This window comes from Rhodococcus sp. IEGM 1306 (assembly GCF_036541985.1).
Classification (GTDB): domain Bacteria; phylum Actinomycetota; class Actinomycetes; order Mycobacteriales; family Mycobacteriaceae; genus Rhodococcus_F; species Rhodococcus_F qingshengii.
This window is the reverse complement of sequence record NZ_JAZHFF010000012.1, coordinates 61,669-85,228: the sequence shown is the minus strand read 5'-3', so window position 1 is coordinate 85,228 and position 23,560 is coordinate 61,669. Positions and strand designations below refer to the sequence as shown.

Here is a 23,560-nt window from a genome sequence, read left to right as displayed (position 1 = left end):
TGCCCGACCCGCTCGAGGCCCGATTTACCTGTCCGGTCGGATGGGTGAGGTGACCGCTTTGCCGTAGATGAGGTGCGTTTGGGCGTGCCAGACCTCGGGATGTGCGGCGAGGTGGTCGATCAATACCCGTTGTAGATGAGCGCTGTCACGGACCGCGACGTGGAGGAAGAAGTCCTCGGGCCCCGAGACGTTGAAGAGCGCAAGCGTTTCCGGCAGCGCTAGCGCGTCGGCGGTGAACCGGTCGACGAGGTCGCGGCGGTGTGGTCGCAATTGAACGGCGATGATCGCCTGCATCGACCGGCCAACGGCTGCCGGATCGACAACCGCATGGATGCCGCTGATCGTGCCGTTGGCGCGTAGGCGTCGTACGCGCTCGTGGCACGAGGACGTCGCCAAGCCGACTCGATCGGCCAACACCTTGTTGGTGATCGACGCGTCGTTCTGCAATTCGGCCAAAATCTTCCAGTCCACCGGATCCAGAGGCTCATTCTTCGTCATCTGCCGAACTATATCCGGAGTCGTTTTGAACTTCCCGGATCCAGTTGCACACTCCTGGCATGAACATGTGTCTCGAATCAGCTCGGGTGTGAGGTATTTCGGATGAGTGTCGGTCAATGGCTCGCTTTCGGCTCCCTGCTATCCATCGTCCTGTTCACGCCGGGACCGGATTTTGTCCTGATCCTGCGTCATTCTCTGGCAGATCGTCGGACCGGCGCGGTGGTGGCCGCCGGTGTGATTTCCGGGCTCTTCGTTCACACCGCTGCCGCGTCACTTGGTCTCTCCGCACTTGTGGCGACACGGCCGCAGTTGCTCTCCGCGCTCACCTACGCCGGGGCGGCATATCTGACCTGGCTCGGCATCTCCGCGATTCGAAGTGCTTTCAAGGCCCGAGCCTCGGACGAGGGAATTCCGGCAGCGAAAGAACCGATCGCGGTCACCACGGCATTTCGCTACGGCTTCCTCTCGAACCTGCTGAACCCGAAGGCGCTGTTGTTCTTTCTCGGGCTACTCCCGCAATTCATCGAGCCGGGTGAAGGCGCAGGGCTGCGCACGTTGATGTTGGCGGGCGCGACGGTGGTCGCCGCGGCGCTGTGGTGGGCGATCGTGGTGGTGTTGGCAGCCGGAGCCGGCAAGAAGCTGCGTCGCCCTGGCGTCGGCAAGCGAATCGACGTGGTGACGGGAGTGTTGTTGGTGGGTCTCGGTGCCTTCTTCGGGGTTGCATGAGTGGTCGTGTCAGGATGGGCTCATGACACTTCCCGTGCTGATCGACGTCGAAGAACTGTCCGCTCTCATCGAGGCCGGCGCTGCGCCGCGATTGCTCGATGTCCGATGGGCGCTGGGTGATTCGAACGGCGAGCAGCATTTTCGCGATGGCCATATTCCCGGTGCGGTATTCGTGAACCTCGACGAGGAACTTGCCTCGCCGCCGTCGCCGGACGAGGGGAGGCATCCGCTGCCGAGTCTCGAAGACCTGCAGGCCGCTGCGCGTCGTTGGGGAATCGACGACGGTGATTCGGTGGTGCTCTACGACGCCACCGGCAACACGGCCGCTGCCCGTGGTTGGTGGCTGCTGCGGTGGGCCGGGCTCTCGGATGTCCGACTGCTCGACGGCGGGCTACAGGCCTGGGAGTCCGCGGGACTGCCGTTGGCGGCCGGTATCGGTGAGTCGGTCACTCCGGGCAGCGTGACTTTCACCGGCGGCAACATGCCGACGGTCGACATCGACGGCGTCGGCGACTGGACGCGTGCGGGCGGTGTGCTTCTCGACGCCCGAGCCGGGGAGCGGTACCGCGGCGAGGTCGAGCCGATGGATCCCGTCGCAGGGCACATCCCCGGTGCGGTGAGCGCGCCGACCGCGGAGAACATCACCGGCGACGGGCGGTTCCTGGATGCGACCCGCCTGCGTGAGCGGTTCGCCGGACTGGGCGCCGGAGACAGTGTCGCGGTGTACTGCGGATCCGGAGTAACTGCAGCGCATGAGATTGCGGCACTCGCGATCGCCGGTTACGACGCGACGCTGTTCCCGGGCTCGTGGTCACAGTGGTCCAACGACAGCACTCGCGCCGTCGACACCGGAGCCTGAGTCAGCTCTTGATGCGATCGATGAATGACGGCACGAGAAACCACAGCGCCGTGAACATGATCGCGGCGCACGCTGCCAAAACCTTTGCGGCAACTCCGCCGACGGCGACCTCGGCGATCAACAGGACCGTGCCGGTCATGGAGGCGGCCAGAAAGGCTATGCCGCACAGGGCGAATCGGTTGGCCACGGGCAATATGTTCTCGCGGTGCCCACGGCGGAAAAGCATGCGATGCCAGACCGCGGGTGCCATCAGGAACCCGAACGAGATGGCAACAAGGATCACTGTCACCAAGTGGATGCCGCGGATGTACGCCGACGCTTCCTCGTAGCGTTCGGTGAATGCCACGGCCAGCAGGAAGGCAAACAGGATCTGCACACCAGAGAGCGCGACGCGCAGTTCTTGCAACAACTCGTTGAAGTTCCGCGCGAGTTGTTGAGGTGGAGTCTCCCCGGTCTCGTTCACGGCGACGTGGTTCCTACGCCCGTGAGTATTCCGACGCTCGCTGGATCTGCTCCGCGCTCGGGCGCACACCGGTGTAGAGAACGAACTGCTCGGCGGCCTGAAGGGCAATGACCGACGCTCCTGTGATCGCCGTTTTGCCGAGTTCGGTCGCCAACGCGATCAGTGGCGTCTTCGAAGGCATCGCGACGACGTCGAAGACGACATCGGCTGCGCGCACTGCGTGCTCGGGGAACGACAGTGCATCTGCTTCTGCGCCGCCGGACATACCGATCGGGGTGGCGTTGATCAGCACACCTGGACGAAGCTCACCGAGTTCGGCCTGCCAGTCGAAGCCGTACTGCTTCGCAAGCGATGACCCCACTTGCTGGTTGCGGGCGATCATGGTGACGTCGGTGAATCCGGTGTCGCGCACCGCGGCGACGACTGCTTTTGCCATGCCACCGCTGCCGGCGACAGCGACGGACAGGCTCGTGTCGACGTTGTTGTCACGCAGTAGATCGGCCACCGCCTGATAGTCGGTGTTGTAGGCGTGCAGCACTCCGGACTCGTTGACGATCGTGTTGACGGAGTCGATGGCGCTGGCCGAATCATGCATGACGTCGATGTGCTCGATGACCTGTTCCTTGAACGGCATCGACACCCCGCAGCCTCGAATCCCGAGTGCTCGGATGCCGCCGATCGCGGCTGGCACGTCTTCGGTGGTGAAGGCTTTGTAGACGAAGTTCAGGCCCAATTCCTCGTAGAGGTAATTGTGAAATCTGGTGCCGATGTTGCTCGGTCGCCCGGAGAGCGACATGCACAGGAGCGTGTCCTTGTTGAGGTCGACGGTCATCGTTCCCACTCTAATCGCGAGTTCGGAGTAGTTCTTGATGGAGGAGTGCACCCATCCGGATGGCCCGCAGCGCCGAATGTCGGGTATCCGATCGAAGCACCACTCGCACCGACAGAGCCGAGACGACATGGTCACACAGAACATCGACGAGCACCCGAGCACCGAATCTCGTCCACCGCGTCGTAGATGGGCTGCTCACGCGATCTCCGGGGTCTTGGCCGCGGCTGTCGTCCTGGGCGTCGGTGAGCTGGTTGCGTTGCCGATCAACCCGGACGCGTCGCCCTTCTACGCGGTAGGTGCGACTACCGTCGACCGAACGCCGGCGTGGGCTCGCGAGTTCGCGATCGACACTTTCGGTACCAATGACAAGCCGGCGCTGTTCATCGGAATGTCGATCTTGATCGTTCTGCTCGGTGCGGTGGCCGGGCTCCTGGAACGGCGACGCCGCCCGATCGGCAGCGTCATTCTCGTTCTTCTGGGCGCGGTTGGTGTGTATGCGGCGATGCAGCGCCCGACTGCCGATGCGATGTACGTGTTCCCGACGCTGGTCGGTGTGGTGGCGGGCGTCGCAACCTTGCGGTTGCTGATCACACAACTCGAAGTGCCGCTCTCGCCGGGCGTCGCCGACTCGTGGTTGCCTCGTCGTCAGTTCCTCCTGCTTGCGGGTGCGGCGTTGGCAGTGGCTGCGGCAGCGGGTGCGGCCGGGAAGTTCGTGGGGCAGAGAATCGCCGGAGCAGTAGCGAATCGTGAAGATTTTGTCGTGCCCACCGCCGCTGACCCGGCGCCGCCGATTCCGGCGGGTGCGGACATCGCGATTGCGGGTGCGTCGACGTACATCACGCCCAACGACGACTTCTACCGAATCGACACTGCACTCCTCGTTCCGCAATTGACGACGGATTCGTGGGAACTGCGGATTCACGGAATGGTGGACCGCGAGATGACGTTGTCGTTCGACGATCTGGTGGCGCGAACGCCCATCGAGCGAGTCATCACGCTGACGTGTGTCTCGAACGAGGTGGGCGGCGTTCTGGCCGGGAACGCGAAGTGGATCGGTTATCCCATGAAGGACCTGCTCGACGAAGTCGGTGTCCATCCCGACGCCGACATGCTCCTCTCGACCAGCGTCGACGGCTTCACAGTCGGCACCCCGGTCGAGATAGTCACCGACGGCCGTGACGCGATTCTCGCCGTGGCGATGAACGGTGAGCCGTTGCCGTTCGAGCACGGCTATCCCGTTCGGCAGGTCGTTCCCGGTCTGTACGGTTTCGTCTCCGCCACCAAGTGGGTGACGGAGTGGGAACTCACGCGTTTCGACAAGGTCGAGGCCTATTGGACCCAGCGCGGTTGGGGTGCGCAGGCACCGATCAAGACGTCCTCGCGTATCGAGGTGCCGGCAGCTCTGGCTCCCATCGAGCCGGGCCAGGTGCTGGTGGCGGGAACGGCCTGGGCGCAGCATCGCGGGATCGAGAAGGTCGAGGTTCGCGTCGACAACGGTGAATGGCAACCGGCGACACTGGCGCAGGAGTACTCGATCGACACCTGGCGTCAATGGTCGTGGATGTGGGATGCAGGCTCGGGTTTGCACACGGTGCAGGTCAGAGCGACGGATCTGGACGGGAACGTTCAGGTGGAAGAGCGCACTCCGCCGATTCCCGGTGGCGCCACGGGATGGCACACCAGGTCGTTCACCGTGAAGTGACGTCGGAATCCGAATGAGGTTCGGTATACAGACGAACAACGCGCTGAGCCATCCATCCGGCGATCAGGGTTCGCAGGCCGAAGTCGAACGTGTCGTCGGTTCGCAGTGGGGTCGTAGCCTCGCGCGTGATCTCGCTCGGGTTGGAGGATTGGGTCCATGCGACATCCGGCGTCGAGAGTTTCACGACTGATCCGAGAACCAGACTGTCCAGCGTGGAGATTGCGTGACGAGTGTCGGCCGAATCGAAACCCCCGTCCGAAAATGCCTGAACCAGTGCAGTATCGATATCAAAAGTTACCTCGGTGCGGACGCTGCGGGTCATGAGTAGCGGGATGAGGCGCCAGTGCTCGACCGCAGCTCGGCGATAGGCCCACCCCCACGCGCTGATCCGTTCGCTCCACCCTGCCGGTGGGTGGGGGACAGAGATCGACGACATCACGCGGATGCGCATGAGTTCGACGATCTCGGATCGACCCGAAATATGTGTGTAGAGCGAAGACGGAGTCACGTTCAATTGCTTGGCGATCCCGGGCATGGTGAAGTCGCCGGTCGCGTCGACAGCATCCAGAGCCGCGTCGGTGATGTTTCGCGTGGACAGTATCGGCTGGGTGGGACGCGGCATCGATTCTCCTGGTGAGGGATTCGTCAGCAATCTCGGACTTCATCGAGTGATGACAACTCCTTGATTTCGGGAGCCGATATGCATCATACTAACCGAACCCTATTCGGTATGTCGGCGGAATCTTCCGGCGATCGGTACACGTCGGAGGAACATTCAATATGTCTGTCGTATGGCTGACCGGTGCAACGATCATCGACGGGACGGGCGCCGACCCGATCGAGAACTGCGCTGTTGCTGTGGAAAACGGGCGCATCAGTGCACTCGGTGGCACGCCACCCACGGGGGCGGAGGTGCTGGACTGCGCTGGGCTGACAATCACGCCCGGCCTCATCGACGCACACGTTCATCTCGGTGGATCGAGCGATCTCGCACCGAGCCTGCGGCGTCAGATCTCGGTAGCCGAGCTCGCTGCAGACATGTTCGCGACCTGCGCATCGACCCTCGACGGGGGATTCACCACTGTTCGTGACTGCGGCGGAATCGACGGTGGACTCGCCGGAGTTGTCGCCTCGGGCAAGATTCCGGGTCCGCGGATCATTCAGTGCGGCCCGATCCAGTGCCAGACCGGTGGACACGGACACCTGGCGGCCGAATGGGAGCCGACTTCGGACTGGTCCGATCATGACATCCCCGGATTACGGTGTATGTCTCTGCTTTCCGACGGTCCGCACGAAATGCGAAAGAACGTTCGCGAGACGTTCCGCAGGGGTGCGGACTTCCTCAAACTGTGTGTCACAGGGGGAGTGGTATCGACTCATGACAAGCTCACCGATACCCAGTTCACGGTCGACGAGATCGAAGTTGCCGTCGAGGAAGCCAATGCGCGCGGTACCTATGTCACGGTGCATGCCCACAACAACGAGGGAATCCGAAACGCTGTCACTGCCGGCGCGAAATGCGTCGAGCACGGCTCAGGTATCGACGACGAGACTGCCAAGTTGATGGCCGAGCACGACGTCGCGTTGGTGCCGACGTTGGCTGTGGTGCAGGCACTCTCGGACAGCGCGGCGTCAGCAGGTCTACCCGAATCGATTTCGGCTCGGATCGGCCAGATGATGCAGGGTCAGATCGACGGGCTTCTTGCTGCTCGAAATGCCGGCGTCAGAGTGGGATTGGGATCGGACCTCATCGGTACCGATCAAACGGGCCGGGGAATGGAGCTAGTCCTGCGCGCCAAGGTCGAAACCCCGATGGACGCATTGGTTTCCGCTACCCGGATCAACGCCGACATTCTCGGTATCGCCGACGAGGTCGGCACCATCGAAGTCGGCAAGTTCGCCGACCTCGTTGCCTTCCGCGGCAATCCGTTGACGGATCCCTCGATCTTTGCCGATCGTGAGCGGATCGCACTCGTCATCCAGAGTGGGCGAGTGGTGAAGGACGGCCGGTAGCTCAACAGCGAGTGGCAAGGTCCGTCAGGGCCGAATGATCAGCTCGGCTGACTGGTAAGCCATAGGAAATCGCGACGGTCAAGTACTTGCCGGCGTAAAAGCATCGGTACGCAGGATCGGGCGGCAACCACTCACTGGGCGTGCTGTCGCCTTTCGACTGGTTGTCGGGGCCGTTGACGGCCAACAGGTTCAGAGACATGTCGTTCGCGAACCTCATCCGAAGCGCGGGCGTCCAGGAGTTCGCGCCGAAGTCCCAGGCGGCGGCGAGTGGGAAGACGTGGTCGATCTGGACGGACTTGGCCTGGCTGCGTTCGAATTCGATGCGATCACCGGAGTACGGGTCGGTCATCGCGCCCGACAGTACGACGCAGTCACGTGTTCCCGGTTTGAACACCACGTCCGAGAGATCTTGGGCCAGAACGTTGTTGCGGGTATCGCACCCGTCGTGGCCACCTGGAGCGTCCTGGTCGTCGGACCAAGCGGGGCCGAAGACGCAAGCTTCTCTGAACAAGAACTCTAGCTTGGTGATCATGTGGAAGTCCTTCCCGAGATCAATCCGAATCCAGGCATTCCGAGATCGGTCGTTGTCGATCCTCGTTTCGTCGTGGCGTCGACCTGTGCGAGCTTGTCCTTGACTCCGGTGTAGCTGACCTGCAGTCCTTCGACTTCTCCCAGCCAGCCTTCCTGTTTGGCTTCGATGATGCGGGCTTCGAGGTTGTCTCGGATTTCTTCGAGCCTGCCTCGCTGTGTTGGATCCGGCCGCAGGAGTGAGCATCTGACGCAAGCATGCTCATGGATGCAGGGTGTGCCGAATGACCGCGCGCAGGTCCCGACCGATACTTTCCGCTTCTCGAAATGAGACAAGAACGCATCCCATTCATCGTCGGTCGGTGTCCGGTATTCCTCACTAGGCCTCATCGAACGACGACGCGCGATGAACGCTCGGTGCGCTTCTATAGTTTCCGAGGGGTAGACGGCCTTGTAGCCCATCGTCGTGTCAATTGTCTTGTGCCCGCAGATAACCTGTGCGATATGGGGTGGCAGTCCGTTCATGATCGCGTCGGTGACGAATATTCGCCGGAAGTCGTGGGGCTGAAACATCAACGGATCGCCACTGGCATCGGTGAGAGCTGCCGCCGTGAGCGCATTGATGAGGAGCTTGCGGACGAAACTCGGTGGGATCGCGCGGCGTTCGTTTCCGATTGCCCGCTGAAACAGCAGCGGCATCGGCGGATTCCAGAGCTTCTCCTGTGTATCGTAGGCAGCCACGAGTGGTATCGATCCGTTTGGTTGCCGTGAACGTTGAACTACCGCACTGAGGACTTCCGCAAGCTCGGGACTGACCAAGATCAGCCGCTCGGTATCGGTCTTCGATGGAGCTATCTGCAGCAGCGGAACCAGTTCACCGGTACTGGGTAGTCGGTATTCGGTGATGCTGTGGTGACTCAGCTCGAGGAGCTCTTCATGACGGATACCGCTGAGCCGCAGCACTTCGATGGTGGCGAATGCCCAGAATGCTTCCTCGTCCTCGTAGGTGAGATCGCGACGAACACCGCTGACAGTATTGTCGGCCCATACGACGCGGCCGGTTCCCCGAAGGATCAAGGATCGTCGCAGTTCTCCTTCGGTTCCCGCGATCACCTCACCTGGTTCGGTGTTCTGAGCCGCAACAAGTAGAGCCGCTGCGGCCGCGCGGCGGTCAGCGGCGGACCGAACCAACTGAGACAGGACAGGCAACCGCTCACGGGTGCGCTGATCCATCCGCGCTTTGCGGTGTTTGAGTTCCTTGCCTCTTTTGACCTCGGCATCGCTGATCGGGCAGGGCGCCACCCACTGCGCCCAGCGTGCCGGATCTTCGACGGCCCAATGTGCGAGGTCGAGATAGAACGCGCGCACTTGCAACAGATTGTCTTTGTAATTCTTTCGGGGCGAAGTTGTTTCGTGCTTTCGTCCCGCCGCGTCGACGGCGGTGCGTGTGATCGATCTCAGGTCGTCCTTCCATGCTCGGGCAACGTCAGGCGGCAGCGCCAGGGTGTCGATACCGGGGGCGAGTGTCTCGACGCGGCTCCAGAACAGCCCGGCGAGTCCTCGGGCACGAGAGTTGAGGCTGGTGTAGTCCAGCGCGGGTTGGCGCTCGCGCAGATAGTCAATGAGCAGAGCTCGGATCGGTTGGTTCTCGATCGGGTAGCGGTCGACGAGTTGTTCGATCGTCAGCTGTCCGACGGGAGCGCCGAACGCGCGGATGCTGTGTGGTGCGTCCTCGGGAAAGATGCCCATCGCACGTAGCCGCAGGTAGAAATCGATTTTCTTCTGACCGCGGCGGGAGTGCACCTGCGCCATCGTTTCGATCAGCTCCACGCAATCGCCGACAGTGATCTCGGCGACCGTCCCACCTTTGGATACCAGCAGGGTCGCGATTCTGGTCGCTGCGATTCGTGCATCGGCTCGCGAGGTATCCGGCTGAGTGGCAGCAAGCTCGTCCAACCGCGCGAATCCGTCCGGATCTCGCAGCTTCGCCATCATCGGCGCGAGAAACGGGTGCGCCCGGGAGAGCATCCACGGCAACTGCGGCCGGATCACGTCCAGGCAAAGCAACATCAGCAGTCCTGCAGCCAGGTCGTTGCGATCGTGTCTGACAGGGCGCCCCTGTCGGGCAATCCATTCCACCGGGAGATCGGCCCAGGAGGCTGTCGCGCCGTAACGAGACCCGCGAATGTTCTCGGCGCCGCTGGCGAGCCACCGGGCTTGCCAGGTATCGCCGGGCACCGAAGCCAACCAGGTCAGTATCTTGATCACGCCTCGGTGCCGTCCGGCTCGGGTGGTGACCGCAGCCTCGGCAAGCACCGAGCAGTTCAGTCGGGCCTCGACCTCCTCGGCAGAGGCAGCGGTGTGCGGCCACCAGAGTTCAAATTCGCGTGGTGGAAACTGTTTGTGCAGTTGGCGAATCCTCGAATGCGGCACCGGTGTGACCTCGAAGCGTTCCGGGCGGGTCATGTGCTTGACGGCAGTGCTCACAACGGCCTCCCGAACAGCACGCTCAACGCTGCCGGATCGTATCCAGGAGCAGGAGGCGGCGACGGAGCCCGCGGATGTTCCCGCTGATCAGCAGTACGAGCGTGGTGGGCCAGGACGCTGGCGATCACCTCGTCCTTATCGGGTGTCAGATAAATTTCGGTCGTCGACAAATGGGCGTGCCCCAACACCTCTTTGACCTCCACCAAGGACAAGTGCGGGTCGTTGGCCATCCGCCTCGCTGCACTGTGACGTAAGTCGTGCAGAGTCCAATCCGAACCGAGGGTAGCGTTCGCACGCTCGAACATCCGATGCGCCGCATGGTAATTCAACGGGCGACGAGGTTTCCGCAGTGTCCACCACAACGGTTGCATCCGTCCGGGTGGCACCTCGCCCCGCAGCTGCTCCTGATACAACCGCAACCAGACGAACGCGTCTGCCGACGCAGGGACCTGCTCCACCGCACGTGTTCCCTTGCGCACCACAGTAATCAACTGCTGCCCCGGGTCGACATCGCACTCGCGGACTCCCAACAGCTCCGACGCTCGCACCCCCGATGAAATCCAGAACGCCACCAACGCCCGGTCCCGATCCGACGACAACGCCGCGAACAACTTATCGAACAGATCCTCGGGAATCGCTCGGGGAATCCGCTGCGAGACCCGAGGCCGGTAGCGCCCCACACGCTCAGGTGCCCAATGATCCATCGGATTGTGGTGCGCATGAGCCCGTCTCGACCGGCGAGAGAGATCGAGAGGGAACGGATTCAGAAGCGGGCCAGTCCCCGCGTCCCGATGAAAATCGTAGAAACTTCGCAGCACCGTCTCACTGTGCGCCACTGTCGCCGGCGAGTACCCGGCCCCCAGGGCCGGTTTGCCGGTGACAGGATTCGCTGCCGCCGCAGCAGTAGCAGCCGACTCGGCGCTGGCCGGCACCACTGATCCTTGTCGTGCCTTCGCCGTCAACTGGATCCAACAACTGAAATCGCGCGCATCGACCCGAGAGGCACGATCCCACGCCACATCCACAGCGTGAAGGAACCGCCACCACCTCAGCAGATCCATACCGTACGAACGCACCGTCGCCACCGACCTCCCGGAAGCGATCAGCTCCCGGAAGAACACCTCGACGGACTCCACTCGTTCATCGTCGCTGCCCTGCAGGATATAAGGCTCCGACGTGTGGCCGGTCGCTGTCAACCGACCCACTCGGGCCACCACAAGCCCCGACAGATCTCTCGGACTTTCGCCTTCGCTCATGTCCGCAAGCTACCGACCCACATCGACCCCACCCCTTCAGACCTGCACCGTTCGGCATTTAGTTCAGTCAACGGGGCCTCGCCGTTACCGCAGCCGCGCTCGTATCCACCCGGATGTGGGCGGTTGTCGACAATCGCGGTCCGGGACAGCAGCGATTCGAGCTCCGATCGTGTCGGGCTGCCCGGGGCCGACTCGAGACGCTCGTCCCCGAACCATCCGCAGGACGCGACGAGACATACGAGCACGAGCGTCGACAGGATCGCAGATAACCGTGCAACCACCTGTGCCCCCGCCCGTCGTAGACGGTGATTCAACGCCGTCCGTCGTAGACGGTGATTGAACCATCGGGGGCCGACAGGAATCAGCCGAACTCGATCACTACTTTGCCGGCGGCATGGCCGTCTTCGACTGCAGCGAGCGCTTCCCCAGCGCGGGAGAATGGGTACCGCCCGGACACGGACGGGTCGAGGATCCCGTCGGCCACGAGCGCCGCGACCTCCGTGAATACTGCTGTAGTTCTTCGGCGTTCGACACCACCGCCGCCGAGTCGGCTCGCAGCCAGAGGATCGGCGATGCTCAGGATCGGTGCGTCCGGTCGGGCGAGCTCAGCGCCGCGAGTGAGAGTGTCCCCGCCGACCAGGTCGAAAACCGCGTCCACTCCGACTGGGGACAACGCGGACACGTCGTCTGCGAAGCCGTCCCCCGACGCAACCCAACGTGCTCCCGCTTCCTCGATCGCGGTTCTCTTGGACTCGCTCGCGACACCGATCACGTTGATACTCCGCGCCAGTGCAAGCGCGATCGTGCTGCGACCAACGCCGCCGCCGGCGCCGAGCAGCAGGAGTGTCGCCCCGGGTTTCAGACCGAGATCGTGGAGTGCGTCGTAGGCCGTTCCTGCCGCAACCGTCAGCACTGCGGCATCGGCCCAGGACACGGTAGGCGGCTTGTGTGCTGTCGAGGAGACGTTGAGCAATGTCGACGCGGCGTAGCCGCCGAAGCCGGTCGCGGTAGCGCCGAACACTTCGTCGCCGACCTCGAACTCGGTGACCCGCGGACCTACTCCGATGACAACACCGGACACTTCGCGGCCCAGAACCGCAGGCAGCGTCACCGGGACAGTATCTTTTCGAGTACCCGCGCGAACTTTCCAGTCAGCGGGGTTGACGCCCGCCGCTCGGACCGACACCAGCAGTTGGCCGGCACCCGGTGGGGGCAAGGTGACGTCGAAGTAGGACTGTGTGTCGGGTCCGCCGTACTCGGTGAAGCCGTATGCCGTCGTCATGCCTGCCAGCCTATTGCCCGGTAGGCGGGAAGTGGTGTCGGTGGCACCTGATTGGATGGTCGGATGCTGCATGGACTCTGGTCACCGGGATCGGGGCTCAAACTGTGGGTCGACGGGCACGACGGTGCCGGGACCGACGATCCCCGTGATCCGGTCAGTGCTGTCCTGCATCGCAAGTTCCGTCATCGTGTGAATGTCGCTATGCCGCCCGTACCTGGCGGGCCTTTGCAGAGTGAGTACGCAGCTGTTGCGTTAGCGCCGCCGGACGCAGTCGATCTCCTGCTGCGGTTCAAGGCCGACGATCAGCGAATTGCGGGAGACCTGCACTTTCTCGTACATGTGGCGCGAGGAATAGACCGGTGGGTGCGCGCCGGGCGGGTGGTCCCCGCACTGACGCGGGCTGAAGGAAGTTGGTGGCCACGCTGGCAGTTGTCGGTGGGGGAACGCCAGCGCGCCTGGATCGGCGAACTGGTAGTGGCGATGCCGCCGGTGCAGCGGGCGGTCGGTTCGCCGAGGGCGACGATCGAAGACATCACGAACGAACTCACGGACCCGATCGTCCGTCGTGCTCTCGGGGACTCGCATCCGGTGGTGCAGACCCCGCTGTGGCAGGCCGTGTTGTCCGGGGATGCTTTCGACGACGTGTCGGTACGAGCGGCCGAGGGACTCGCCGAATGGGGGTCGACGTTCACCGCCGGAGAGCCGGACCTGGTTCTGCGGCTGATCGAGCCTGAACTCGACGACAATTCCGATCCCGACGACGATGCGCTGTGGCGTCTGCAAGTGTGTTTGCGTCCTGAAGGTGAAGCGCCCGAACGTGTTCGACTGCACCGGGCCGATCCCAAACGTATCCAGCTCGGCAGCCGCAAACTCGAAGAGGCAATCAAGGCTTACCCACGTTTTCGCGACGTGCCGCGCGACGAGGACAGTCTCGACCTGTTGCTGCCCACTCCTGTAGTGATGGACCTGGTCGGACACGGCGCGATAGTCCTGCGAGAGCGAGGGATCACGCTGCTGCTTCCGCGTGCCTGGAACGTGGTGTCTCCATCCCTGCGTGTGCGGGTGACCTCGGCGGCATCTCCGATCGTTGCGGAGAATCGTACGGTCGGTATGGACCAATTGCTGGAATACGATTGGGAATTGGCGCTCGGAGACAAGGTACTCACCGCCGAGGAAATGACCCGACTGGTCGATGCGAAGTCCGATCTGGTCCAGTTGCGCGGCGAGTGGGTTCAGGCGGACAAAGACGTCCTGGCCCGCGCGGCTCGTTTTGTCAGTCAGCGGCATTCGAGCGGGGACCGAGCGATCGTCGATCTGATCAAGGACTTGATCGCCGACGACCTCAAAGACCTGCCGGTCGAGGAAGTGAAGGCAACCGGATGGGCCTCTGCACTGCTCGACCAGTCGGTGGCTCCGCGGCAGGTCGCGGTACCGTCGACGGTCAACGCGACTTTGCGTCCGTATCAACGACGCGGTCTCGACTGGTTGGCGTACATGAGTGCTCTCGGGCTCGGCGCTGTTCTGGCCGACGACATGGGTCTGGGTAAGACGCTGCAACTGTTGGCGTTACTTGCGCACGAGAAGTCCAAGACAGCAACCCTTTTGGTGTGCCCGATGTCGGTTGTGGGTAACTGGCAGGGTGAATCGGCGCGATTCGTGCCGAGCTTGCGCGTCTACGTTCATCACGGTTCGGATCGCGCTACCGGGGCGGAGTTGGAACAGGCAGTTCGTGAGAGTGACCTCGTGATCACCACCTACGCGCTCATGACCCGCGACGTCGCGGCCCTCAAGGATCTCGACTGGCGGCGCGTAGTGCTCGACGAGGCTCAACACATCAAGAACGCCAAGACATCTCAGGCCCGCGCTGCTCGCAGCATCCCCGCGGATCATCGCGTTGCTCTGACCGGAACGCCGGTGGAGAACCGACTGGACGAGCTGCGGTCAATCCTCGATTTTGCCAATCGCGGTGTACTCGGCTCGGAGCAGATGTTCCGCAAAAGGTTTGTCGTACCGATCGAGCGGGAAAAAGATCAGCTTGCCGTCTCGCGACTGCGAGCCGTCACGTCCCCCTTTGTGCTGCGGCGCGTGAAGACCGATCCCGCCGTGATCGCGGATCTCCCGGAGAAGTTGGAGATGACGGTTCGAGCGAATCTCAGCGAAGAGCAGGCCGCGTTGTACCGCGCCGTGGTGGACGAGATGATGGCGCAGATCAAGGGGACGGAAGGGATGAAGCGCAAGGGCGCCGTCCTGTCTGCGCTGACCAAACTCAAACAGGTGTGCAATCATCCCGCGCACTTCCTGCGCGACGGTTCGCCGGTGATGCGCCGCGGGCAACACCGTTCGGGAAAGCTCGGACTGGTCGAGGACATCGTCGAGTCGGTCATCGGCGACGACGAGAAGGTTCTGTTGTTCACACAGTTTCGTGAGTTCGGCGAATTGGTGGTGCCGTACCTGGCCGACCGCTTCACCACCGAAGTTCCGTTTCTCCACGGCGGAGTGTCGAAAGCCGGGCGCGACGCCATGGTCGAGGCATTCCAAGGTGAAGGCGGCGGCCCGCCCATCATGGTGCTCTCGCTCAAGGCCGGCGGCACGGGTCTGAATCTCACGGCGGCCAACCATGTGGTTCACCTCGACAGATGGTGGAACCCGGCGGTAGAGAACCAGGCGACGGACCGTGTCTTCCGCATCGGTCAGAGAAAGAACGTTCAGGTACGCAAGATGGTGTGCGTCGGAACCTTGGAAGAGCGAATCGACACGATGATCGCGAGTAAAAGTGAACTCGCCGAACTTGCAGTCGGGACCGGTGAGAACTGGGTGACGGAGATGAGCGTCGAGCAATTGGACGAGTTGTTGCGACTCGGCGACGACGCGGTGGGCGAATGAGTCCGCGCGGCAAGGGCCCCGATTTCAGCGAGTACACCGGGTCCCGACGGCGAGCACCCGCGCCGGTCAAACCTCGTCCAGCGTTCGGGAGAACATTCTGGGGCAAGGCTTTTGTCCGCGTCGTCGAAGAGATCGGCGACAAACCTCGTGTCACGCGTGGGCGAACGTATGCGCGTTCGGGTCAGGTTTTGGCGCTCGACATCGAACCGGGAGTGGTGACGGCCGAGGTTCAGGGCAGCCAACTTCAACCTTTCGTTTCCACGCTGTCGATCGACACTCTTGATCAATCGGATATCGACGACATCATCACCAAGATCCGCCGAGTGCCGGGAAGCCTTGCCGCGCTGGTGTCCGGCACTGTCCCGGACATGCTTGCTGCCCAACTGATACCGGACGGCCCGTCGGCTTTCCGATTCGACTGCACCTGCCCCGATGTCGGCTGGCCGTGCAAACACGCTGCGGCCGTGGCGTTCTTGACCGCGGAGCGAATCGACACCGATCCGCTCAGGTTGCTGAGACTTCGCGGGGTCGACCTGGAGCAGTTGATCGGGGGAGTAGAAGACGAGTTGACTGTTTCGGTGGACGTCGAGAATTGGTTCGGAATCGCGGCTGCCCTCCCTGCGCTACCGAAGGTGCCTTTTCGCGCGGCGATCGACGATCTGGATATCAGGCGGTTGCGCGAGGCGGTTGCGGCATTGGGATTGGACATGGCTCAGCAGAACGTCGCCTTGGACGAAATACGGTCCATCTACCGACGGTTGGACGGTTGAAATCGGACAACTCCGGACTGGTGCTAGTTTCCTGTCGTAAATTCCAGTATCGTTAATTGGACCGGTCCGGTCGGGACCTGCCTGCGATTTCAGGTCGTTGTCGTCGGCGAATAGACGACTATTCATTTCTCGGAGGGACAGTCGCTGTGATGCCCGTTCATTTGCGCGACAGCGCAATACCCAAACACGAACAGTTGCGCACCATTCTCCTGCGCAAGTGCACCCAAGAACTCCAGCCTGGCGACTTGATGACCAGCGAGCGAAACCTGATGCAGGACTACGGCGTCAGCCGGATCACCGTTCGCGAGGCCATCGGACAATTGGTCAATGACGGACACCTCGTTCGCGTGCGTGGCAAGGGAACCTTCGTTGCGCACCGTGCTGTCCAATCCAAGCTGCACCTTGCATCCTTCACCGAGGAAATGCGCGCCCAGGGGCATCACCCCACGACAGTGGTCCTGGTCAGCGAACAGGGGCCGGTCCCCGAAAATACTGCTGCCGCACTGAATATGCGACCGGGTTCCGACGGTTACCACGTCAAGCGCTTGCGCCTTGCCGACGGCGAGCCGGTGAGCGTGGACGACGGCTGGTTCAATCCCGAACTGTTGCCGGGTTTACTCGACATGGACTTGACGGGTTCGATCTATCGGGCAACCGCCGACAAGTACGACAAGCCGATCGATCGGGCAGAGCAGACAGTCAGTGCCGATGGTGCCAGTACGGAGATCGCGACTCTCCTGGGCACTCGTAAGGGCGCTCCGGTTCTGTACTTCGATCGAGTGTCGTTCAGCGAGATCGCACCGGTCGAGCACACTCGCAGTTGGTACCGATCCGACCGCTACCAGTTGCAGATGGAAGTCCAGGGCCAAGCGCGGCCCAAAACGCGCGGCGACCAATAGTCATCGTTCGAAGCGAAAGGGCGAGCACACCTTCCGGTGTGCTCGCCCTTTGCGTTACGCCGACCAGTCGAACAGAGTGTCGCCAGTGGCGACGTCCCCACCGACGGAAGGGGATTCGACGGTGTCCGGTTTGGAATCCATCACGACTACCGGGCAGATCGCCGAGTAACCGGTCGTGTCGATGTGCGCTGGATCGAAGCTGACAATGGGATCACCCGCATCGACGGTGTCACCCTCGGCGGCGATGAGGGTGAATCCGTCGCCTTCGAGCTTGACCGTGTCGATGCCGATATGGACCAGCACGCCGGTGGCTTTCTCGCCGAAGATCACGAACGCGTGGGGGTGAAGTTTCAGGATCTTTCCGCTGATCGGCGCCACGACCGTGAGTGGGCCCTGACCGCGAGCGGGTTCGATCGCGACGCCCGAGCCGACCATCTGCTGAGCGAACACCGGGTCCGGTACGTCAGCGAGTGCGACGACCCGACCGGGGAGCGGGGCGAGGACGACCGTCACAGGATGTCCTCGATGTCCTCGGCAAGGGTGTCGGCCTCGGGCCCGACGATGACCTGGACAACCGTTCCGGCCTTGAGTACGCCGTGTGCGCCGGCAGCCTTGAGAGCGGACTCGTTCACCTTCGCTCCGTCCTTGACCTCGGTACGCAGGCGGGTGATGCAAGCCTCGATCTCGACGATGTTCTCTGCGCCGCCGAGGCCCTTGATGATTGCTTCCGCTTTCGACATTTGCTGCTCCTGATTGTCGGGTTGGTCGTGATCGTTGAACGGTCGTACAGGTGGGCTGACTAGTTGCTGGTCAAGGCTATCCCGGTTACGTATGTCACATTTGGGTGTTGACAACTCGCCTCCACCAGGTAAAACTACAACTGGTTATGACCGGACAGTACCCGTTGGAAGTCCGGCTCCACAACAGTTTCGACAAAACGGTTTCGGCCTCACTTCCGAGCAAGAACCGTGACCTGCATTTTCACGAAACCTGCACGTGTACGACACCCGAATTTCCAGAACCAGCGGCCGATCGCGACGCGGCCCGGCGAACGAAGAAGGTCCTTGATGACTCTCGAAGACACCCCGAAGAAGGAATCGAAAGTGTTCGCCGGGGTTCAACGCCTCGGCCGAAGCTTGATGCTTCCGATCGCCGTTCTGCCGGCTGCGGGAATCTTGCTCCGCCTCGGCCAGGACGACCTGCTCGGGCGATTCAGTTCGATGCACAGTGCTGCTGCAGTGATCTCTGCGGCAGGACAAGCAGTCTTCACGTGGCTGCCGCTGATCTTCGCCGTCGGTATCGCGATCGGCTGGGCCAAGAAGGCCGACGGATCGACTGCCTTGGCAGCCGTCGTCGGCTACATGGTGATCGACGGCGTGTTCAAGGCGATGTCGCCGATCGTCCTCGAAGGGAAGACGGACCCGAACGGGGATCAATCCCTGATCAACTACGGTGTGCTCGCCGGTATCGTGATGGGCTTGCTGTCGGCGATCTTGTGGCAGCGGTTCTATCGAACGAAGCTTCCCGATTATCTCGGGTTCTTCAACGGGCGCAGGCTCGTTCCCATCCTGACAGCGATCACCGGTCTTGTGGTCGGTGTCCTGATGGCATTCGTGTACCCCTTGTTCAACTCCGGCCTCAACTGGGTCGGTGAAGCAGTTGCTTCCAATACCGTTGTGGGCGGCGGCATTTACGGCGCAGCGAACCGCCTCCTGATCCCCACGGGCCTGCACCACATCTTGAACTCCGCCGTGTGGTTCCTGATCGGCGACTACCAGGACGCGAGCGGTCAAATCGTTCGCGGTGACCTCAACCGGTTCTTCGCCGGCGACCCCTCCGCCGGTACGTTCATGACCGGCTTCTTCCCGATCATGATGTTCGCCCTCCCCGCTGCAGCCTTCGCAATCTGGCGTAACGCCAAGCCTTCTCAGAAGAAGCTCGTCGGCGGCATCATGCTCTCCACCGGCCTGACCGCATTCCTCACCGGTATCACCGAGCCGCTCGAATTCTCCTTCATGTTCGTCGCGTGGCCCCTGTACGTCATCCACTCGCTCCTGACCGGAACGTCGATGGCCTTGGTCAATGCGCTGGGGATTCACGACGGATTCACGTTCTCCGCAGGCTTCTTCGACTACGTGTTGAACTTCGGCAAGGCAACCAACGCATGGATGTTGATCCCGATCGGACTCGGCTACGCCGTGATCTACTACTTCCTTTTCAGCTTCGTCATCAAGAAGTGGAATCTGCGCACGCCAGGACGAGAAGAAGAGGTCGAGGTGGCCGCAGGTGAGCCCGACCCAGCGCTGCTCGAGGCCGAACTGGCACTGGCTGCCGAAGGTGACAGCCGCACCGACGCCCCGCTCGTCGCCGAACTGGAAAACAAGCTCGACAAGGAACTGGAAGGACGCTGAACATGGCGATCGCAACCACGACAATCGGATCCCGCGTCGGACTCCACGCACGACCCGCAGCGCTCTTCGCGCGCGCCGCAGCCGATCTACCGGTAGACGTCACCATCGCGCTCGGCGACGGCGAACCCGTCGATGCCTCCAGCATGTTGTCTGTCATGACTCTCGGTGCAGCATTCGGGGATTCGGTGACCTTGCGTGCTGACGGTGACGGCGCCGACGCTGCGGTCGGTTCGCTCGCAGAGCTTCTCGCATCCGAACTGGACGAAGCCTGATGACGGCGAGTGTGGACAACCGCATCGCGGGTATCGGAGTGAGCGCGGGTTCGGTCTGCGCGCCGTGGTTGCGATTCTCCACGCCTGAGCCGACCTCGGCGGCGGACCCGATCACGGGCAGTCCCGAGGCGGAGCTGATCAGGATCCGTGAGGCACTGGACGCCGTCGCGGAGGAACTGCTCTCGCGTGCAAAGACAGTCGAGGGCGTCTCCGCGCAGATCCTGACGACGTCGGCTGCGATGGCGCGCGACGCGGGCATCGTGAAGGCGGCCAAGGCGAACCTGGAATCGGGGCTGCCGACCGCACACGCCGTCGCAGTTGCCTTCGACGCATTCTGTGAAAAGCTCACGGCGCTCGGTGGGTACATGGCCGAGCGGGCAACGGATTTGCGCGATCTCGGGCAGCGAGCCGTGGCCGTTCTTCGCGGGGAACCGATGCCCGGAATCCCCGCTCCCGGTCATCCGTACATCCTGGTGGCGCGCGACCTCGCTCCGGCGGATACAGCGACGTTGGGTACCAGTGACGTGGTCGGATTGTTGACTGCCGAAGGAGGTCCGACCAGCCACACCGCAATCTTGGCGAAGTCGCTCGGAATCCCGGCCGTGGTCAACTGCTCGGGAACCGATCTGCTGGCGGAGGGAAAACTTCTCATCCTCGACGGCACCACCGGGACGGTCACCATCGATCCCTCGGCAGAAATGCGCGAGCGCGCTGTCCTCGAAGCATCGTTCGTGGCAGAGCAGTCGGCTTCGGCACAGGGTCCAGGACGCACGCGTGACGGGTTCGCGGTGAGGTTGTCGGCCAACATCGGAACCCTCGAGGACGCCGCGCGGGCCGGAGCGGCGGATTGCGAGGGCGTCGGACTGTTCCGTACCGAATTCTCGTATCTCGGGCGTCACGACGCGCCGTCGGTGGAGGAGCAAGCACAGACGTACGCGTCGGTGCTCGGGCACTTCGCCGGACAGAAGGTGGTGGTCCGCACTCTCGATTCGGGTTCGGACAAGCCGTTGCCGTTTCTCGATCTCGGGGTCGAGGAGAATCCGGCCCTTGGTATCCGCGGGCTCCGTGTCGGCACGGTTTATCCCGACACACTCATCTGCCAGCTCGACGCCCTCGCGGCGGCAGGCAATGCGACGGGCGCCGATCTGTGGGTCATGGCGCCGATGGTAGCTACGGCCGACGAGGCGAAAGACTTTGCAGAACTTGCGCGTTCGCGGGGGATCGGCAAGGTCGGAGCAATGATCGAGGTTCCAGCTGCAGCGTTGCGGGCGAAGGATATCCTCGAGCACCTCGATTTTGTCAGTATCGGGACCAATGATCTGAGCCAGTACACCTGCGCCGTGGATCGTATGGCCGGAGGTCTGGCGCAGCTGCTCGATCCGTGGCAGCCGGCGGTCCTCGATCTGATCGCGATGGTCGGTCAGGCGGGCGCCGATGCCGGAAAACCTGTTGGTGTGTGCGGAGAATCCGCGTCTGACCCGCTGTTGGCTCCGGTTCTGGTCGGTTTGGGCGTGACGAGTCTGTCGATGTCGGTCCCGGCATTGGGCGCAGTTCGCGCGCAACTGGCCTCTCTCGATCTGGCGGTGTGCAAGGACATGGCCGCGGCGGCGCGGGGCGCGCGAAACCCGATCGAGGGTAGAGCGGCCGTCGCGCGGATTCGCGAGTCGGCATGAGTACATCAGGCTCGGCTGCTGTCGGCGATCCGATCGTATTGCGGGGAACTGTGATCGGATCTCCGGCCGGGAAGATTCACGACGGAGTCGTCGTCGTGGACGGCGAAAAGATCAGTTGGGTCGGCTCGGCTGCGGACTATGTGGCGTCCACACCCGTCGTCGTCATTCCGGAACGCACCGACGCGGTGATCATGCCCGGCTTGATCGATGTCCACAGCCACGGCGCCGCGGGTGCTGGTTTCCCGAACACCGACGCCGATGGAGCGAGCCGCGCGGCGGCGCACCATTGCGAGCACGGCACGACCGGAATGCTGGCCAGCCTGGTCTCCGCACCGCGCGCAGATCTGGTGCGACAAGCAACGATGCTCGCCGATCTGGTCGAACGCGGAGAACTTCTGGGTATCCACCTCGAGGGGCCGTTCATCAACGGCGTCCGCTGCGGTGCCCAGGATCCGGCAGCGATCATTCCCGGTGATCCGGATCTGCTCGAAGCCGTGTGTGACGCTGCGCGGGGGACCGTGCGGTCCATGACCTTGGCGCCCGAGACCGAGAATTTCGAAGAGTTGCTCGCGATCATGCGTCATCGCAACATCGTGCCGAGTTTCGGTCACACCGATGCCGACGCGGCAACGACGTCGGCGCGCATCGATGCTGCGGTGCACGGGGATTGGGCCGGACAGATCAGCGCGACCCACCTCTTCAACGGGATGCCGCCCCTGCACCATCGATCTCCGGGTCCCGTCGCGGCGTGCCTGGCGGCTGCCGCGAGAGGCGAGATGGTGGTGGAACTGATCGCAGACGGTGTGCATCTTGCGCCCGAGACCGTGTCGATGGTCTTCGACGCTGTCGGACCGGACCAGATCGCCTTGGTCAGCGATTCGATGGCCGCTGCGGGAATGGACGACGGCGACTACCAACTCGGTGCGCTCGACGTCACCGTACAGGCGGGCGTCGCACGGCTCGCGACGACCGACGGCTCGGTCGGCGCGATCGCCGGAGGGACCGCGAGGTTGCTCGACGTGCTGCGCAGCACCGTCTTCGACGGCGGCGTTGCGCTGGAAGACGCTGTCGCAGCGGCAACTCGGAGCCCAGCGCGTCTGCTGGGACTCGGCGACCTGATCGGATCGCTGGCCGTGGGCTGCCGAGCCGACATCGTGGTCACCGATCGTCAATTGCGCCTGGGGCGTGTACTACTCGGCGGAAGAGTCGCCGGAAAGGAAAAATCATGGAAATCGTAATTCAGCCGACACCCGCGGAGGTCGACTCGACCGTCGCGGACATCGTCGAAGGCTACGTCAGAGCCGGGGCGACGACGCTCGGTCTCGCAACGGGGTCGTCGCCGATCGGAACCTATCGTGAACTGGCAGCGAGGCATCGCGACGCCGAACTCGACTTCTCGCTGGCTCGGGCATTCCTGCTCGACGAGTACCTGGGATTGCCGAAACGCCATCCGCAGTCGTACTACTCGGTGATTCGGTCGGAGTTCGTCGATCACGTCAACCTGGATCCCGCGATGGTGTCCAGTCCCAACGGTGAAGCGCCGTGCCCGGAGCAGGAGATCGCCCGGTACGACCAGAGCATCGCGGCGGCCGGGGGAGTGGACGTGCAGTTGCTCGGCATCGGTACCGACGGCCACATCGGCTTCAACGAGCCCGGATCGTCGTTGACCTCGAGAACCCGCGTGAAGACGCTGACCGAGCAGACCCGGATCGACAACGCACGCTTCTTCGACGGTGTGGACGACGTCCCACATCACGTGCTCACCCAGGGGCTCGGAACCATCAGCGATGCAAGGCATCTGGTGATGATCGCGACCGGAGAAGGCAAGGCTGACGCGATCGCCGCTGCCGTCGAAGGTCCGTTGTCTGCTTTCTGCCCGGCTTCGGTGATGCAATTGCATCGCCATGTCACCGTCGTCATCGACGAAGCTGCGGCCAGTTCACTCAAACTTGCCGACTACTACCGGTATGCGCTCGAACACAAGCCGTCGTGGCAGTCCTTCTGAC

Annotated in this window: 21 protein-coding genes and 1 pseudogene; 12 read left to right on the top strand and 10 right to left on the bottom strand. The window is 62.9% G+C overall.

Translation table 11 applies throughout. The features are described 5' to 3' along the window. Positions 1-24: 24 nt before the first annotated feature. Positions 25-498, bottom strand: a complete 474-nt coding sequence (locus V3587_RS26380) for an Lrp/AsnC family transcriptional regulator (RefSeq protein ID WP_003941284.1) — start codon at positions 496-498, stop codon at positions 25-27. A gap of 102 nt (positions 499-600) precedes the next feature. Here V3587_RS26380 and V3587_RS26375 point away from each other — a divergent pair, with 102 nt between their 5' ends. Both V3587_RS26375 and V3587_RS26370 read left to right on the top strand, forming a co-directional pair. Beyond that, entirely contained in the window at positions 601-1,224 is a 624-nt protein-coding gene (locus tag V3587_RS26375; RefSeq protein ID WP_003941342.1) for a LysE family translocator, read from the top strand. Between the two features lie 22 nt (positions 1,225-1,246). Continuing rightward, complete coding sequence (locus V3587_RS26370) at positions 1,247-2,083, top strand: sulfurtransferase (RefSeq protein ID WP_042447884.1); 837 nt, start codon at positions 1,247-1,249, stop codon at positions 2,081-2,083. A 1-nt stretch (position 2,084) separates the two neighbouring features. Here the strand turns inward: V3587_RS26370 and V3587_RS26365 are convergent, their stop codons facing one another. Beyond that, positions 2,085-2,546, bottom strand: a complete 462-nt coding sequence (locus tag V3587_RS26365; protein ID WP_042447880.1) for a DUF6328 family protein — start codon at positions 2,544-2,546, stop codon at positions 2,085-2,087. 13 nt (positions 2,547-2,559) lie between these two features. After that, positions 2,560-3,378: a shikimate 5-dehydrogenase gene (locus V3587_RS26360; RefSeq protein ID WP_064444258.1), complete on the bottom strand. Its 819-nt coding sequence runs from the start codon at positions 3,376-3,378 to the stop codon at positions 2,560-2,562. Between the two features lie 127 nt (positions 3,379-3,505). On the opposite strand from V3587_RS26360, the gene V3587_RS26355 reads away from it, so the two are divergent. Beyond that, the gene (locus V3587_RS26355; protein ID WP_020908339.1) at positions 3,506-5,080 is read left to right on the top strand and encodes a molybdopterin-dependent oxidoreductase; all 1,575 of its coding nucleotides are present in this window, start codon (positions 3,506-3,508) and stop codon (positions 5,078-5,080) included. Here the strand turns inward: V3587_RS26355 and V3587_RS26350 are convergent. Next, positions 5,067-5,702: a TetR/AcrR family transcriptional regulator C-terminal domain-containing protein gene (locus tag V3587_RS26350; RefSeq protein ID WP_007726121.1), complete on the bottom strand. Its 636-nt coding sequence runs from the start codon at positions 5,700-5,702 to the stop codon at positions 5,067-5,069. The two genes, V3587_RS26355 and V3587_RS26350, sit on opposite strands and share 14 nt — an antisense overlap. Before the next feature lie 158 nt (positions 5,703-5,860). On the opposite strand from V3587_RS26350, the gene V3587_RS26345 reads away from it, so the two are divergent. Beyond that, a complete protein-coding gene (locus tag V3587_RS26345; RefSeq protein WP_007726122.1) occupies positions 5,861-7,093 on the top strand; it encodes a metal-dependent hydrolase family protein in 1,233 nt (410 codons plus the stop codon). A 1-nt stretch (position 7,094) separates the two neighbouring features. Here V3587_RS26345 and V3587_RS26340 read toward each other — a convergent pair. The 4 genes and pseudogenes from V3587_RS26340 to V3587_RS26320 all read right to left on the bottom strand — a co-directional run. Beyond that, positions 7,095-7,595: pseudogene (locus V3587_RS26340) on the bottom strand (HNH endonuclease family protein); the annotation flags it as partial. Positions 7,596-7,621: 26 nt separating this feature from the next. Next, positions 7,622-10,108 (bottom strand): site-specific integrase, encoded by a 2,487-nt coding sequence (locus tag V3587_RS26335; RefSeq protein ID WP_331703055.1) that lies wholly within the window; start codon positions 10,106-10,108, stop codon positions 7,622-7,624. Then, positions 10,105-11,364 carry a tyrosine-type recombinase/integrase gene (locus V3587_RS26330; protein WP_331703053.1) on the bottom strand — a complete coding sequence of 420 codons (1,260 nt, stop codon included), beginning with the start codon at positions 11,362-11,364 and terminating at the stop codon, positions 10,105-10,107. Before V3587_RS26330 ends, V3587_RS26335 begins: the two co-directional genes overlap by 4 nt. Positions 11,365-11,725: 361 nt before the next feature. Next, positions 11,726-12,646, bottom strand: coding sequence for an NADP-dependent oxidoreductase (locus V3587_RS26320; protein WP_054827462.1), 921 nt, complete (start codon positions 12,644-12,646; stop codon positions 11,726-11,728). A 63-nt stretch (positions 12,647-12,709) separates the two neighbouring features. Here V3587_RS26320 and V3587_RS26315 point away from each other — a divergent pair, with 63 nt between their 5' ends. From V3587_RS26315 to V3587_RS26305, 3 genes are all read left to right on the top strand, one after another. Continuing rightward, entirely contained in the window at positions 12,710-15,529 is a 2,820-nt protein-coding gene (locus V3587_RS26315) for a DEAD/DEAH box helicase (RefSeq protein WP_283377544.1), read from the top strand. Beyond that, on the top strand, positions 15,526-16,299 hold the full coding sequence (locus V3587_RS26310) for an SWIM zinc finger family protein (RefSeq protein ID WP_042445325.1): 774 nt from the start codon (positions 15,526-15,528) through the stop codon (positions 16,297-16,299). The genes V3587_RS26315 and V3587_RS26310 overlap by 4 nt, the downstream gene beginning before the upstream one ends. A 149-nt stretch (positions 16,300-16,448) precedes the next feature. Further along, positions 16,449-17,198 carry a GntR family transcriptional regulator gene (locus V3587_RS26305; protein ID WP_007726130.1) on the top strand — a complete coding sequence of 250 codons (750 nt, stop codon included), beginning with the start codon at positions 16,449-16,451 and terminating at the stop codon, positions 17,196-17,198. 54 nt (positions 17,199-17,252) lie between these two features. Here the strand turns inward: V3587_RS26305 and V3587_RS26300 are convergent, their stop codons facing one another. Then, positions 17,253-17,711 carry a PTS sugar transporter subunit IIA gene (locus tag V3587_RS26300; protein ID WP_019749215.1) on the bottom strand — a complete coding sequence of 153 codons (459 nt, stop codon included), beginning with the start codon at positions 17,709-17,711 and terminating at the stop codon, positions 17,253-17,255. Continuing rightward, on the bottom strand, positions 17,708-17,938 hold the full coding sequence (locus V3587_RS26295; protein WP_003941324.1) for a glucose PTS transporter subunit EIIB: 231 nt from the start codon (positions 17,936-17,938) through the stop codon (positions 17,708-17,710). Before V3587_RS26295 ends, V3587_RS26300 begins: the two co-directional genes overlap by 4 nt. Before the next feature lie 327 nt (positions 17,939-18,265). Between V3587_RS26295 and V3587_RS26290 the strand changes: the two genes are divergently transcribed. Genes V3587_RS26290 through nagB form a run of 5 tightly spaced genes read left to right on the top strand, consistent with a single transcriptional unit; the run spans position 18,266 to position 23,559 of the window. Further along, entirely contained in the window at positions 18,266-19,609 is a 1,344-nt protein-coding gene (locus V3587_RS26290) for a PTS transporter subunit EIIC (RefSeq protein ID WP_003941307.1), read from the top strand. A gap of 2 nt (positions 19,610-19,611) precedes the next feature. Next, positions 19,612-19,881, top strand: a complete 270-nt coding sequence (locus V3587_RS26285) for an HPr family phosphocarrier protein (protein ID WP_003941322.1) — start codon at positions 19,612-19,614, stop codon at positions 19,879-19,881. Next, entirely contained in the window at positions 19,881-21,554 is a 1,674-nt protein-coding gene (gene ptsP / locus V3587_RS26280; RefSeq protein WP_283377543.1) for a phosphoenolpyruvate--protein phosphotransferase, read from the top strand. The genes V3587_RS26285 and ptsP overlap by 1 nt, the downstream gene beginning before the upstream one ends. Further along, a complete protein-coding gene (locus V3587_RS26275) occupies positions 21,551-22,792 on the top strand; it encodes an N-acetylglucosamine-6-phosphate deacetylase (protein ID WP_193595172.1) in 1,242 nt (413 codons plus the stop codon). The genes ptsP and V3587_RS26275 overlap by 4 nt, the downstream gene beginning before the upstream one ends. Further along, entirely contained in the window at positions 22,780-23,559 is a 780-nt protein-coding gene (nagB, locus tag V3587_RS26270; protein WP_007726140.1) for a glucosamine-6-phosphate deaminase, read from the top strand. The genes V3587_RS26275 and nagB overlap by 13 nt, the downstream gene beginning before the upstream one ends. The last annotated feature ends 1 nt before the right edge of the window (position 23,560 follow it).

Excerpts from the sequence above, each read along its gene's own strand:
- V3587_RS26285 (WP_003941322.1), top strand. The coding sequence starts at position 19,612 with ATGGCGATCGCAACCACGACAATCGGATCCCGCGTCGGACTCCACGCA.
- V3587_RS26290 (WP_003941307.1), top strand. The coding sequence starts at position 18,266 with ATGACTCTCGAAGACACCCCGAAGAAGGAATCGAAAGTGTTCGCCGGG.
- V3587_RS26310 (WP_042445325.1), top strand. The coding sequence starts at position 15,526 with ATGAGTCCGCGCGGCAAGGGCCCCGATTTCAGCGAGTACACCGGGTCC.
- ptsP (WP_283377543.1), top strand. The coding sequence starts at position 19,881 with ATGACGGCGAGTGTGGACAACCGCATCGCGGGTATCGGAGTGAGCGCG.
- V3587_RS26330 (WP_331703053.1), bottom strand. The coding sequence starts at position 11,364 with ATGAGCGAAGGCGAAAGTCCGAGAGATCTGTCGGGGCTTGTGGTGGCC.
- V3587_RS26315 (WP_283377544.1), top strand. The coding sequence starts at position 12,710 with ATGCTGCATGGACTCTGGTCACCGGGATCGGGGCTCAAACTGTGGGTC.
- V3587_RS26295 (WP_003941324.1), bottom strand. The coding sequence starts at position 17,938 with ATGTCGAAAGCGGAAGCAATCATCAAGGGCCTCGGCGGCGCAGAGAAC.
- V3587_RS26275 (WP_193595172.1), top strand. The coding sequence starts at position 21,551 with ATGAGTACATCAGGCTCGGCTGCTGTCGGCGATCCGATCGTATTGCGG.
- V3587_RS26350 (WP_007726121.1), bottom strand. The coding sequence starts at position 5,702 with ATGCCGCGTCCCACCCAGCCGATACTGTCCACGCGAAACATCACCGAC.
- V3587_RS26305 (WP_007726130.1), top strand. The coding sequence starts at position 16,449 with ATGCCCGTTCATTTGCGCGACAGCGCAATACCCAAACACGAACAGTTG.
- V3587_RS26355 (WP_020908339.1), top strand. The coding sequence starts at position 3,506 with ATGGTCACACAGAACATCGACGAGCACCCGAGCACCGAATCTCGTCCA.
- V3587_RS26370 (WP_042447884.1), top strand. The coding sequence starts at position 1,247 with ATGACACTTCCCGTGCTGATCGACGTCGAAGAACTGTCCGCTCTCATC.
- V3587_RS26375 (WP_003941342.1), top strand. The coding sequence starts at position 601 with ATGAGTGTCGGTCAATGGCTCGCTTTCGGCTCCCTGCTATCCATCGTC.
- V3587_RS26380 (WP_003941284.1), bottom strand. The coding sequence starts at position 498 with ATGACGAAGAATGAGCCTCTGGATCCGGTGGACTGGAAGATTTTGGCC.
- V3587_RS26320 (WP_054827462.1), bottom strand. The coding sequence starts at position 12,646 with ATGACGACGGCATACGGCTTCACCGAGTACGGCGGACCCGACACACAG.
- nagB (WP_007726140.1), top strand. The coding sequence starts at position 22,780 with ATGGAAATCGTAATTCAGCCGACACCCGCGGAGGTCGACTCGACCGTC.
- V3587_RS26345 (WP_007726122.1), top strand. The coding sequence starts at position 5,861 with ATGTCTGTCGTATGGCTGACCGGTGCAACGATCATCGACGGGACGGGC.
- V3587_RS26360 (WP_064444258.1), bottom strand. The coding sequence starts at position 3,378 with ATGACCGTCGACCTCAACAAGGACACGCTCCTGTGCATGTCGCTCTCC.